Consider the following 11,659-nt stretch of genomic DNA (forward strand, 5'->3'; position numbering starts at 1 on the left):
TAGGCAGGATGCTCATGTGGTGGGAGATCACGACCTTCCAATGGTTGGATGCGCAACCCCCCCCAAACCGTTGCCAAACTCACCAGATCCCCCTGTGATCCACACGACCCCACCCCTACGAACCCCGCTCGAACCCACCCCACCTCTCAAGCCCGCCCCCCACCCCGAACCCCTCCATACACACCCCCGGCGCTCTGTGTCCCGCGTATCTACTCACCGCGAACTCGCCTGGTGGTCGGACCGGGTAACGCCCTCAACGGGTCTGTCCAGTTAACGGTGTGACTCGATATTGCTGAGGTCAGCTGCCGGCGGTGGTGAGGCGGCCTTCGAAAGCGATGTCGAAGGCGTTGAGGGCGGCCTTCCACCGGGCGATCCAGCGTTTGCGGCCGGTGCCGGTGGGGTCCAGGCTCATCACCGCGAGGTAGACGCACTTGAGGGCGGCCTGCTCGTTGGGGAAGTGCCCGCGGGCCTTGACCGCGCGGCGGATCCGGGCGTTCACCGACTCGATGGCGTTGGTGGAGCACACCACCTTGCGGATCTCGGGGTCGAACTGCAGAAACGGCACGAACTCGGCCCAGGCGTTCTCCCACAACCGCACGATCGCCGGGTACTTGGCGCCCCAGGTCTCGGCGAACTCCAGCCACCGCTCCATCGCCGCCGACTCGGTCGGTGCCGTGTAGACCGGCTTGAGCGCCTTGGCGATCTTGTCCCAGTCCTGCCGGGCGGCATAGCGGAAGGAACCGCGCAGCAGATGCACGATGCACGTCTGGACCAGGGCCTGCGGCCAGACGTGGGCGACGGCGTCGGGCAGCCCGGTCAGCCCGTCGCACACCACCATGCAGGCGTCGTCCACGCCCCGGTTGCGCAGCTCGGTGAGGACCTGCAGCCAGTACTTGGCGCCCTCACCGCCGCCGTCCCCGGCCCACAGCCCCAGGATGTCGCGGGTGCCCTCGGCGGTGACCGCCAGCGCCACATAGATCGGGCGGTTGGCGACCTGCCCGTCGCGGATCTTGACCTGGATCGCGTCCAGGAAGATCACCGGATACACGGGGTCGAGCGGCCGGTTCTGCCACTCGATCATGCCGTCGATGACCTTGTCGGTGATGGTGGAGATCGTCTGCTTGGACACCGAGGCGCCGTAGACCTCGGCCAGGTGCGCCGAGATCTCGCCATGGGTGAGGCCCTTCGCGCTCAGCGACAGCACCATCTCGTCCACCCCGGTCAGCCGCCGCTGCCGCTTGCGGACGATCTTCGGCTCGAACGTGGCGTCCCGGTCCCGCGGCACCTCGATCTCGACCCGGCCGACCTCGGTGGTGACCATCTTGGAACGGTGACCGTTCCGGACGTTCCCGCCACCCTCGCCCGTCCGTTCGTGGCGGTCCCGGCCCAGGTGATCGGTGATCTCGCCCTCGAGCGCCGACTCCAGCACCCGCTTGGTCAACTCGGCCAGCAAGCCCCCCCTCACCGGTCAGCTCCAGGCCCTGCTCGCGGGCCTGGGCCACCAGTCGGCCGACCAGCTCCTGCTCGACCGCGGCCGTGGTCGGCTTGTCGGACTCGGCCACCACAGCCTCCGTGCTCGTTCCGGTTGTCATGTGTCACTCCATGATCAGGAGTTACACCGAAAACCGTACAGTCCCCCCTCAACGCGGCGCTGAGGCCGTTGGTGGGGAGGTGCACGGGCGGGACTCACGAAGGTTGTGCTGGTGGTGGTGAAGTCGGGGCCCTCCTGGAGGGGGCGTGTGAACAGCCTGCTTGTGCTCTGCGGCTTTGGCGGGGGTGGTGATTGTGCGGATCCGCTTGTCGTTCCTGATCTTGGGGATGTGGGGTTGGGGGTGGCAGGTTGTTCCGTAGGACGCCGCGGTGTGCAGGTGGTGGAGTGTCGCCAGGTGTCGGGTGTCCTTGGGGACGTAGCCGTGGGCGGCTTGTGGGGGAGGGTGTTGGGACGCCGCGTGTTGTTGGGGGTTTTCGTACGATCGGTGGCGTGAGTGAGGGGTGGGTGATCGGGGAGCGGTTCGTCATGCTCGACCGCATCGGGGTGGGGGGATCGAGTCGTGTGTGGCGGGCCTTCGACCGGCACCGGGGGGAGTACTGCGCCGCCAAGCTGGTGCGTCAGACGGGGACGTCCGTCAGGTTGCGCGTGGTGCGGGAGCGGGCGCTTCGGCTTGCGCATCCCCATGTCGTGACGCCGTACGCGTGGTATCCGGCGGATGAGGACGTGCTCCTGGCGATGAACCTGGTCAGGGGTGGTTCATTGGAGACGCTGCTGGGGGACTACGGCCGTCTGCCCGCCGCGTACGCCGCCGAGTTGCTGGACCAGTTGCTCACCGCGTTGGGGCACATCCATGGCGCCGGGGTCGTGCATCGGGACGTCAAGCCCGCCAACCTGCTGATGGAGCCGAGTCCGGTCGGGGCACCGCATCTCCGGGTGGCCGACTTCGGGATCGCGTTGGGGGACGACGGCATGCGGTTCACGACGACGGGTTTCACGGTGGGCACGCCGGGCTACCTCGCCCCCGAGGTGCTCGACTGGAACCGTCCTGGACCCGCGCAGGATCTGTACGCCGCGGGAATGGTGTGCTGGCGGATGCTGACCGGGGCCGGTGATCCTGAGCCGCGCCAGAGCGTCGGACCGGCGCCCGCCGGTGTTCCGCACGGATTGTGGCGTGTTGTCGAGCAATTGTGCGCCGATGATCCCAGGGATCGGCCATCGGGCCCCGATATCGCGCGTCGTGAACTGGCTTCGTGTGGCCTTTCCGTGGAATTTCCCGCGAGGACGTCTGATGGCGAGCCGCTACAGATCTTCGATCATCTGGGATCGCCTCCTTCGCATGTTTAGGGGATCGTTGTTTTGGCGTGAAGGCCGATGGGCTGTGGGGGCGTTTTGGTTCAGGGTCTTTTTTGCGGGGCTGTTGGGTCAGGTTCGTTTGGCGGAGATGACCACGCGGCGGTTCTTCGCGCGGCCTTGCGGGTCGTCGGCGCCGTCGGGGGTCGTGTTGGCGGCGACGGGCTTGGTCTTGCCGTAGCCGGTGGCCTTGAGTCGGGCGCGGTCGATGCCACCCTCGGTGGTTAGCCAGTCGAGGATGGCCCGGGCGCGTTGTTCGGACAGCCGCCGGTTGGAGACCGGATCGCCTTTGGCGTCGGTGTGGCCGTCGACCTGCACGGAGGCGCCGGAGGGCACGTCGCGGTCGATAGAGTCGGCGATCTTCCGTAGCTCGGCGGCGGCCTCGGGTCTGATGTCGGCGCGGCCGAAGTCGAACAGGACATCGGCCTCGATGTTGTAGGCGATCGAGCCGTCGCCCCGGAAGACCTGACTCCTTCCGGCCGTGTAGGCCTTGAGGGACGCGGAGGGGACGCTCACGGCCGGGATGCTCACCGCGGGCGCGCTCACCGCCGGCACGGTCACGGACGGGATGCACTCGCCGGCGCTGTTGCAGAGCCGGGCGCGGAAGGCGGAGCCCCGGTAGGCCGAGCCGCGGTACACCGACGAGCGGTAGGCGGAGCTCCGGTAGGCCGACGAGACGTACTCGCCCTCCTGGGACGGTCTGAGCTGGCATACCTCGTCGACCCGGACGCCGTCGACTCCGACCGCGGGCGAGGTGACGGCATTGACCCGGATCGGGTCGGCCTTGATGCCGCCTGCGTCGATACCGGGGAGCTCCACGCCGGGGATGCTGACGCCGGGGACGCGGGTGCCGGGGATGGAGACGGCGCTGAGGCAGCCGCCGGGGGCGGGTCTGATGTCGACGCACTGAGCGGGGACGCGCTGGACCGGGATGTCCACCCCGGGAACGGCCACGGCGGGGATCTTCGCGCCGCCGATCGTGGCCTCGGGGATCCGTACCGGGTCGGCGTGCACGGCCGGGATCTCCACGGCCTTGATCAGCGGGCCGTTCGGGCAGGAGGCGGGCTCCGGAGCGGCAGGGGAGGACGGCGGCGCGGCGCGGGACGCGGAGGCGGGGGGTTCGGCGGGTGCCTGTGCGGGCCCGCCGCAGGCGGAGGCGAGCAGGATGAAGGCCCCGAGCAGCGCGATCAGAGAGGTCGTGGCGAGGGGCCTTCCCTTGAGCGGATGTCCCATGGGCGTCAGCCCTTCTGGAAGGTGATCTCGACGCGGCGGTTCTTCGCGCGGCCCTCGGGGTCGTCCTTGCCGCCCTTCTCGTTGGGCGCGACGGGTCTGGTCTCGCCGAGGCCCTTGGCCTGGATGCGGGACGCGGACGTCCCGCCCAGGACGCGGGCCAGTTCGGCCTTGACCGCCTCGGCCCGCCGGGCGGAGAGGGCCTGGTTGTAGCCGGGCTCGCCGAGCCCGTCGGAGTGGCCCGAGACCTCGATGGTGCCGGTGGACCCGCGCAGCCGTGGCGCGAGCCGGGCGATCCGGTCACGGGCGGCACCGGTCAGCGTCGCCTGGTCGAAGTCGAACAGCACGTCGGCGGAGATGCGGACGGTCACCTGACCGCCGCTGGTCTCCTCCGACTCCAGGGGCTGGACGAACTTCGCCGGGTCGATGTCGTGGACGTACCGTGCGGTGTGGAGCGGCCGGACGGACTCGTCGATCCTGGAGTCGGGGACGTCGGGATCGGCTCCCGCCACACCCGGGACGCCCAGGACGAGGCCGAGGGCGGCGGTGATGATGATCGGGCGGCGCATGGGGCGGTCACCGTCCGACCGGGACGTTGCGGAACAGCGGCCACGAGCCGTACTGGACGTCCAGCGCCTTCACGTTCTCCGGGGGCGCGGCGAAGGTGTAGGTCAGCAGGCCGGGCTGGTTGTTGCGGATGTCGGTGAAGATGTCGTCGGTCTGCAGTGCCTTGCCGCTGGAGTCCCGCACGACCACGTACCGCTTGAGGTTGACCGGGTCGAGCAGTGAGGCGCCGATGGCGTGCCTGCCGTTGAGGGCGTAGGGGCTGGGCCCCTGGTCGGAGTGGTCGGCCGGGACGTGCGGCGTGAGCCGCACGGTGAGCGTGGCCAGTTTTCCCCTGACCTGCAGTCCCATGACGGCGATGTCGATCTTGGCGCCGTTGGCGATGGGGGTGTCGAAGGTGGCGCCGACCACCGGCCGGCCCGTGGTGTCGACACCGGGTCTGCCCGCGGGCACGTCGGTGCCCTCCCGTGCGGCGCCGTCCGATCTCTCGGCGGGCTCCCCGCCCCCGGGCAGGGACGAGCAGCCGGCCAGCAGCGCGGTCACAGCCGCGATCGCCGCCGTGTGGTGCCTGATGTCCATGCGCGTCGTTCCTCCTTCGCGATCGCGACCCCCGTCGGGTCGTGCCGTCACATGTGCAAACTGCGTTCGCCGTGGCACCATGAGGTGAGGCGGGTCGGTGCCTTGTGCATCTGAGAAGGTACTATTTGCAAGTGTGAAGAGTCAAGGGGGTTGGCGTGGGCGTCGCCGAGGACACCGTGGCGAGGAACCGGGCGCTGCAGACGGAGTGGTACGGCGAACCGCTCGGCGACCGCTTCCGGCGGCTGCTGGACCGTCTGGAACTCTCGCAGTCGGGGCTGGCCGGCGTGCTGGGCCTGTCGCCGCCGATGCTCTCCCAGTTGATGTCCGGGCAGCGGGCGAAGATCAGCAACCCGGTCGTGCTGCACCGGCTCGGCCTGGCCGAGGAGTTCGCCGCCGACCCCGGCTTCGACGCGCTGCCGGCCGCGGAGGTGAAGGAACGCCTCCGGCGCATCCGCGGCGAGTCGGCGAGCACGACGTCGGGGGTCCGGGCGGCGACGGAGCGCGTTCCGGCGGAGTCGCCGGTGCGGGCGCTCCAGTCGCTCCTGCGCACGGTCGCGTCCGCGAACGAGATCGAGCACGCCGCCAGCATGATCGACGTCTCCTATCCGGAACTGGCCGAGGTCCTCCGCATCTACGGCAACGGCCGCACCAGCGAGGCGGAGGCACACCTGGCCCGGACCCTGGGGCGCTGACCTCCGTCCGCCATCACCCGAAGGCGCCGGGCGGGATGAGGAGGTTGCGTTCGCAGGTGTGAACGTTGCGGCGCCCTGAGCGGGTTCTGCCGTCGCCGGGGACAATCACCCGCGAGTCCGACTAGACGGTTCTGCCGCACCCGTCGGGGGCCACGTTCAGGGACGGTTCGCCGCGTCCGCTGGGAGACGTACCCGCAGCTACCGGGATCGTCCGCTGCGGCCGCCAGGACGGTTCGCCGTGTCTGCCAAGACGGTCCGCTGCAGTTCGCCGCGTCCGGTGGGACGGGTTGCTGCGGCTGTTGGGGCGGTTCGCCGCGTCCCGATCGGGAGATCCGCGGCTGCGGGGACGGCCGCGTCTGGCGGGCGGGTTCGCCGTGTCTGGTGGGTGGGGCCCGCGTCTGGTGCGTTGGGGCGGGGCGCGTGTTCTGAGGGTGGGCTTCCGCCTGGGGGAGTGGGTGTGCGGTCGGGCTTCTTCTGGTGGGGGAAGGCGCGCGCAATGGCGGGGGAGTTCGTGAGGGCTCGTGTTGGCGGGGGCGGGGCGTTCTAAGAAGGGGGCGGCGGATCGGGTTCATGCCCTTTGGCGCTCGTTTCCATTCCGCTCGGCCATAGCCACTGGTTATGAGGACCGGGGATTGGGCGGTAAGTTCCCGGAAGGCATAGCCTGTGGTCAGGCTCACATGATGGCCTGCCTGTTATGTATGTCACAGCTCCAGTCGAGTGGCGTAAGGTCGCTTCGCTGGAAACGCACACGAGGTGTCACTGCCTGCGTGCGACCGCGGCGCAGTGGGGGCGCGACGGCGGCGGATGTGCGTTCGACCGTGGTACGGGGACCCGACCCGAGCTCAGGAGAGCGAACGATGAGCACTGTGGAGGCGCCGGCCAAAGCGCGCGCCCAGATCAAGGAACGTACGCTCCGCAAGGACAACTGGCGGCTGTATCCCATCACCACGCTGGTGATCTTCACTGCGTGGGTGGTGTACGCGACGGTGCGCGCGTTCTGGGGTGCGGCCTTCTACGTCCCGGAGTATCACTACCTGACCCCGTTCTACTCGCCCTGTCTCAACGAGATCTGCGGTGACGCGGCGGAGTTCGGGACGTTCCTCCCGGCCGAGACCAAGGGGTGGATCCCGTTCGCGGCGCTGTCCCTGCCGTTCCTGCTGCTGTTCCGGCTGACCTGCTACTACTACCGGAAGGCGTACTACCGCTCGTACTGGGCGTCGCCGCCGGCGTGCGCCGTGCAGGAGCCGCACAAGAAGTACAGCGGTGAGCGCCGCTTCCCGCTGATCGGGCAGAACCTGCACCGGTACTTCTGGCTGGCCGCCGCGGCCATCTCGCTGATCAACACCTATGACGCGATCCTCGCCTACCACGGCAAGGACGGCGGGTTCGGCATCGGGCTGGGCAGCCTGATCCTCACCGCCAACGTGATCCTGCTGTGGGCCTACACGCTGTCGTGCCACTCGTGCCGGCACATCGTCGGCGGGCGGCTGAAGAACTTCTCCAAGCACCCGGTCCGGTACTGGGCGTGGGGCGTGGTCTCCAAGCTGAACGAGAAGCACGGGCAGTACGCCCTCATCACGCTCGGCTCGCTGGTGCTGGCCGACTTCTACGTGATGCTCGTGGCCAGCGGCACCATCTCCGACCTGCGAATCTTCAACTGAGGGGGCCTGTAGATCATGACTGAGATCGAGAGGCACTCGTACGACGTCGTGGTGATCGGCGCGGGCGGCGCCGGGCTGCGCGCCGCGATCGAGGCGCGGCTCCAGGGCAAGAAGACCGCGATCATCTCCAAGTCGCTGTTCGGCAAGGCGCACACGGTGATGGCCGAGGGCGGCGCCGCCGCGGCGATGGGGAACGTCAACCCCAACGACAACTGGCAGGTGCACTTCCGCGACACGATGCGCGGGGGCAAGTTCCTCAACAACTGGCGGATGGCCGAGCTGCACGCCAAGGAGGCCCCGGACCGGGTCTGGGAGCTGGAGCACTGGGGCGCACTGTTCGACCGCACCAAGGACGGCAAGATCAGCCAGCGGAACTTCGGCGGGCACGAGTACCCGCGGCTGGCGCACGTCGGCGACCGCACCGGCCTGGAGCTGATCCGCACGACCCAGCAGAAGATCGTCGCGCTGCAGCAGGAGGACCACGCCGAGACCGGCGACTACGAGTCGCGGATCAAGGTGTGGGCGGAGACGACCGTGACCCGGTTGCTGCTGGACGCCTCCGGCAAGGTCTGCGGGGCGTTCGCCTACGTCCGGGAGACCGGGAAGTTCGTGGTGTTCGAGACGCCGGCGGTGGTGCTGGCGACCGGCGGCATCGGCAAGGCGTTCAAGGTCACCTCCAACTCGTGGGAGTACACCGGCGACGGGCACGCGCTGGCGCTGCTGGCCGGCGGGACGCTGCTGAACATGGAGTTCGTCCAGTTCCACCCGACCGGGATGGTCTGGCCGCCGTCGGTCAAGGGCATCCTGGTGACCGAGTCGGTCCGCGGCGACCGCGGGGTCCTGAAGAATTCCGACGGCAAGCGGTTCATGTTCGAGTACATCCCCGAGGTCTTCAAGGCGCAGTACGCCACCTCCGAGGAGGAGGGCGACCGTTGGTACGACGACCCCGACAACAACCGGCGCCCGCCCGAGCTGCTGCCCCGTGACGAGGTGGCGCGGGCGATCAACTCGGAGGTGAAGGCGGGCCGCGGGTCACCGGCCGGCGGCGTCTACCTCACGGTCGTGGACCGGATGCCGGGCGGCGCGGAGGAGATCAAGCGGCGGCTGCCCGCGATGCACCACCAGTTCAAGGAGCTGGCGGACGTCGACATCACCAAGGAGCCGATGGAGGTCGGCCCGACCTGCCACTACGTGATGGGCGGGGTGGAGGTCGACCCGGACACGGGCGCGGCGCTGGTGCCGGGCCTGTTCGCCGCCGGGGAGTGCTCGGGCGGCATGCACGGCTCCAACCGGCTGGGCGGCAACTCGCTGACCGACCTGCTGGTGTTCGGGCGGCGGGCCGGGCTGGGCGCGGCCGAGTACGTGGACGCGCTGGAGGCGCGTCCGGCCGTCCCGGACGAGGAGGTCGAGGCGGCCACCGCCGAGGCGCTGGCGCCGTTCGAGCGGGAGGGCGGCGAGAACCCGTACGCGGTGCACGCCGAGCTCCAGACGACGATGAACGACCTGGTCGGCATCATCCGCAAGGAGGGGGAGCTCAAGCAGGCGCTGGAGGCCCTGGAGAAGCTGCGCGACCGGGTCGCCAACGTCAGCGTGGACCCGGTCGGGGTGCACGACGGCCGCGGCTACCACCCGGGCTGGCACCTGGCCCTGGACCTGCGCAACATGCTGCTGGTGTCCGAGGCGATCGCGCGGGCGGCGCTGGAGCGGCAGGAGAGCCGCGGCGGTCACACCCGGGACGACCACCCGGCGATGTCGCCGGAGTGGCGGAAGGTCAACCTGATCTGCCGGCTGGCGGGCGACCCCGACGCGCCGCGGGTGGAGCTGAAGCGGCAGCCGATGGAGCCGATGCGCGACGACCTGATCGGCCTGTTCGAGACCGACGAGCTGAAGAAGTACCTGACCGCGGACGAACTGCCCGCCGGCACGGTCGACGACGAGGCCGCCGCCGCAGGCGCCGAGACCGAGGAGAGTGACCGATGAGCTACGACGCCAAGTTCCGGGTCTGGCGCGGCGACGAGGGCGAGGGCGAGCTGGTCGACTACACGGTGGAGGTGAACGAGGGCGAGGTCGTCCTCGACATCATCCACCGGCTGCAGGCCACGCAGGCGCCCGACCTGGCCGTCCGGTGGAACTGCAAGGCCGGCAAGTGCGGCTCCTGTTCCGCCGAGGTGAACGGCATGCCGCGGCTGATGTGCATGACGCGGATGTCGACGTTCGAGGCGGACGAGACGATCACCGTGACCCCGGTCCGCACCTTCCCGGTGATCCGCGACCTGGTCACGGACGTGTCGTTCAACTACCAGAAGGCGCGGGAGATCCCGTCGTTCGACCCGGGCGACACCAAGCCGGGCGAGTTCCGGATGCAGCAGGTCGACGTCGAGCGCTCGCAGGAGTTCCGCAAGTGCATCGAGTGCTTCCTGTGCAACAACGTGTGCCACGTCATCCGTGACCACGAGGAGAACAAGGAGCAGTTCGCCGGGCCGCGGTTCCTGATGCGGATCGCGGAGCTGGAGATGCACCCGGCGGACGAGTCGGACCGGCGCAACATCGCGCAGGACGACCACGGGCTGGGTTTCTGCAACATCACCAAGTGCTGCACCGAGGTCTGCCCCGAGCACATCAAGATCACCGACAATGCGCTGATCCCGATGAAGGAGCGGGTCGTCGGCCGCAAGTACGACCCGGTGGTGTGGCTCGGGTCCAAGCTCGGCATCGTGAAGAAGGGCCAGGACACCCCGTCCGCCTGATTCCGGACTCCGCTGTTCGCCCTCTGCCCGGTCTCGCCGGACGGGCAGGGGGCGTTCGCATTCCACGCCCGAATTCTTCGGTGCGCCGTGCGATGGTGGGACGGATCGGATGTGCCGTGAGTGGTGGTGAATTGATCCGTGCGGGCTATCTCAGACGTGAGAGTTCTGTTTCGTTCGGCGGCACTCGGATGACGCTCACGGACCCCGTCGCCGGAGGCCATGGAAGTGGTGCCGGCGGGCGGCGTGCCCCCGTCGCCGCCGCCCGCCGAACCGCCGTTCCCCATGAACGCCGTAGCCCCAGGGGGCGGCCCTGCGGCCGCACACGCCGGGATCCACTGTCGTTCAAGGCGTCCCGCGTGAATAGGGAGAAGTTCACACAACGCGTGATGCTTTCGTGATTCCCCTCCCCGTCACGGCATGGCGGCTCTCGTTTAGCGTGGTTCCATGACCCCCCTGGAGCCTGGCTCGTTTCTTGCCGAGCTCACCCCCGACGAACGCGCCGATCTCCAGTCGCGCGGCCGGTTCCGCGACCTGGAGCGCGGCGCGGTGCTCTTCCGCGAGGGCGAATGGTCGACCTGGGTGGCGGTGCTGTTCGCCGGCCGGGTCAAGGCGTACTCCGACCGCGAGCACGGCGGCGAGGCGCTGCTGGACGTGCGCGGCCCCGGCGCGCTGCTGGGCGAGGTGGCGGCGATCGACGGGCTGCCGCGCTCGGCGACGGTCGCCACCCTGGAACCGGCCCGGGTGCTGGCGCTGACCGAGGAGGAGTTCATGTCCTTCCTCGGCGCGCACGGCCGGGTGTCCATCCTGATCATGAAGATGCTGTGCCGGCGGTGGCGGGACGCCGACCGGCGCCGGGTCGAGTTCGGCATGTTCGACGCGACCGGGCGGGTGGCGCAGCGGCTGGTGGAGCTGGCGGAGCGGTTCGGCGAGCCCTACGAGCCGGAGGGCCGCCGCGGCCGCAACGGCACGGGTCCGCGTCCCGACGACTCCGGTGCTCGCCCCGGCGGGCCCGCGCCGCGTCCCACCGCACCCACCGGGCCCGGTGGGACGGGACCGGCGGGCCGGGTTCCGGGCCCGCGCACTCCGGGCGCCCGCGGCCCGGGCGGCCCGGCCCGGCCGGGGCATCCTGGACTCCCCAGCGAGCCCGCGCGGCCGGACGAGGGCAGCAGCGTCCAGATCACCCTCCACCTGTCCCAGGAGGAGCTAGCGGGCTGGGTCGGCGCGTCCCGCGAGGCGGTCAGCAAGGCGCTCGGCACGCTGCGCCGGCACGGCTGGATCGAGACGGGCCGCCGCCGCGTGATCGTGCACGACCTCCAGGCCCTCCGCCGCCACGCCCGCTGACCC

Annotated in this window: 9 protein-coding genes and 1 pseudogene; 6 read left to right on the plus strand and 4 right to left on the minus strand. The window is 69.8% G+C overall.

The window, feature by feature from the left end; translation table 11 throughout:
* Positions 1-298: 298 nt before the first annotated feature.
* A pseudogene (locus ACZ466_RS30530) lies at positions 299-1,592 on the minus strand (IS256 family transposase).
* A gap of 389 nt (positions 1,593-1,981) precedes the next feature.
* Here ACZ466_RS30530 and ACZ466_RS30535 point away from each other — a divergent pair.
* A complete protein-coding gene (locus ACZ466_RS30535; RefSeq protein ID WP_378285234.1) occupies positions 1,982-2,836 on the plus strand; it encodes a serine/threonine-protein kinase in 855 nt (284 codons plus the stop codon).
* 78 nt (positions 2,837-2,914) lie between these two features.
* On the opposite strand, the gene ACZ466_RS30540 is transcribed toward ACZ466_RS30535, so the two are convergent.
* The 3 genes from ACZ466_RS30540 to ACZ466_RS30550 are packed head-to-tail and all read right to left on the minus strand — an operon-like array spanning position 2,915 to position 5,215.
* The gene (locus ACZ466_RS30540; protein WP_378285233.1) at positions 2,915-4,075 is read right to left on the minus strand and encodes an OmpA family protein; all 1,161 of its coding nucleotides are present in this window, start codon (positions 4,073-4,075) and stop codon (positions 2,915-2,917) included.
* 5 nt (positions 4,076-4,080) lie between these two features.
* Entirely contained in the window at positions 4,081-4,641 is a 561-nt protein-coding gene (locus ACZ466_RS30545; protein ID WP_378285232.1) for an OmpA family protein, read from the minus strand.
* A gap of 7 nt (positions 4,642-4,648) precedes the next feature.
* Complete coding sequence (locus ACZ466_RS30550) at positions 4,649-5,215, minus strand: hypothetical protein (protein ID WP_378285231.1); 567 nt, start codon at positions 5,213-5,215, stop codon at positions 4,649-4,651.
* 155 nt (positions 5,216-5,370) lie between these two features.
* Here ACZ466_RS30550 and ACZ466_RS30555 point away from each other — a divergent pair, with 155 nt between their 5' ends.
* From ACZ466_RS30555 to ACZ466_RS30575, 5 genes are all read left to right on the plus strand, one after another.
* Positions 5,371-5,907: an MDR/zinc-dependent alcohol dehydrogenase-like family protein gene (locus ACZ466_RS30555; protein WP_378285230.1), complete on the plus strand. Its 537-nt coding sequence runs from the start codon at positions 5,371-5,373 to the stop codon at positions 5,905-5,907.
* An 857-nt stretch (positions 5,908-6,764) separates the two neighbouring features.
* Positions 6,765-7,568: a hypothetical protein gene (locus ACZ466_RS30560; protein ID WP_378285229.1), complete on the plus strand. Its 804-nt coding sequence runs from the start codon at positions 6,765-6,767 to the stop codon at positions 7,566-7,568.
* A gap of 15 nt (positions 7,569-7,583) precedes the next feature.
* Positions 7,584-9,548 (plus strand): fumarate reductase/succinate dehydrogenase flavoprotein subunit, encoded by a 1,965-nt coding sequence (locus ACZ466_RS30565; RefSeq protein WP_378285228.1) that lies wholly within the window; start codon positions 7,584-7,586, stop codon positions 9,546-9,548.
* Entirely contained in the window at positions 9,545-10,315 is a 771-nt protein-coding gene (locus ACZ466_RS30570) for a succinate dehydrogenase/fumarate reductase iron-sulfur subunit (protein ID WP_378285227.1), read from the plus strand. Before ACZ466_RS30565 ends, ACZ466_RS30570 begins: the two co-directional genes overlap by 4 nt.
* 444 nt (positions 10,316-10,759) lie before the next feature.
* Entirely contained in the window at positions 10,760-11,656 is an 897-nt protein-coding gene (locus ACZ466_RS30575) for a Crp/Fnr family transcriptional regulator (protein ID WP_378285226.1), read from the plus strand.
* Positions 11,657-11,659 lie beyond the last annotated feature (3 nt).

The sequence above is a fragment of the Actinomadura rugatobispora genome, assembly GCF_055379765.1.

Excerpts from the sequence above, each read along its gene's own strand:
- ACZ466_RS30560 (WP_378285229.1), top strand. The coding sequence starts at position 6,765 with ATGAGCACTGTGGAGGCGCCGGCCAAAGCGCGCGCCCAGATCAAGGAA.
- ACZ466_RS30550 (WP_378285231.1), bottom strand. The coding sequence starts at position 5,215 with ATGGACATCAGGCACCACACGGCGGCGATCGCGGCTGTGACCGCGCTG.
- ACZ466_RS30540 (WP_378285233.1), bottom strand. The coding sequence starts at position 4,075 with ATGGGACATCCGCTCAAGGGAAGGCCCCTCGCCACGACCTCTCTGATC.
- ACZ466_RS30575 (WP_378285226.1), top strand. The coding sequence starts at position 10,760 with ATGACCCCCCTGGAGCCTGGCTCGTTTCTTGCCGAGCTCACCCCCGAC.
- ACZ466_RS30570 (WP_378285227.1), top strand. The coding sequence starts at position 9,545 with ATGAGCTACGACGCCAAGTTCCGGGTCTGGCGCGGCGACGAGGGCGAG.
- ACZ466_RS30545 (WP_378285232.1), bottom strand. The coding sequence starts at position 4,641 with ATGCGCCGCCCGATCATCATCACCGCCGCCCTCGGCCTCGTCCTGGGC.
- ACZ466_RS30565 (WP_378285228.1), top strand. The coding sequence starts at position 7,584 with ATGACTGAGATCGAGAGGCACTCGTACGACGTCGTGGTGATCGGCGCG.